This is a genomic window from Shigella sp. FC1967, assembly GCF_001743005.1.
Lineage (GTDB): Bacteria > Pseudomonadota > Gammaproteobacteria > Enterobacterales > Enterobacteriaceae > Proteus.
The window spans coordinates 1-425 of sequence record NZ_MIIZ01001279.1 but is presented as its reverse complement, the minus strand read 5'-3'; the positions used below and the strand labels follow the sequence as shown (position 1 = coordinate 425).

Annotated in this window: 1 protein-coding gene and 1 pseudogene; both read right to left on the bottom strand. The window is 34.1% G+C overall.

All coding sequences use genetic code 11. The features are described from left to right. The coding region (locus BHE89_RS26565) for a hypothetical protein (protein WP_286146404.1) at window positions 1–69 on the bottom strand (69 nt) is incomplete at its 3' end. A gap of 169 nt (window positions 70–238) precedes the next feature. Next, window positions 239–385: pseudogene (locus BHE89_RS26560) on the bottom strand (RepB family plasmid replication initiator protein); the annotation flags it as partial. Between the last annotated feature and the right edge of the window lie 40 nt (window positions 386–425).

The window sequence follows — 425 nt, the reverse complement described above, 5'->3', positions numbered from 1 at the left end:
TTTTTTTACTGTATCAACTGTTACTGATAGATTGCTTTTCTGGTTTAACTCTTTTATTGCTGGTTTTATTACCCATTGATTCAGTGACTTGAAGGTGGCGTATTTTTTTTTCGTCCAAACCTAGCATCGAGCGAAAATCATCAATGCTGATCAATCGATCGCCAATCACTTTAAATTGCATTAATAACTCATATAAACGAATGCTATAGACACTTTTTAGTGTTGATACATTTTTGATCACGATTTTAGTAAATTGACCTTGAAGCTGAGTTAAGTAGGGCATTATGGAGTCAGCAAAAACAATTTCTATTTTTCCCTCACCCTCAAAATATTCTGCTTCTTCTTGGATCCAGCGAATACGTCGTCTTTCATTATTGTTTTGTATATATATCCAACGTTCAGCGAGCTTATCTATGGCTTCTTTT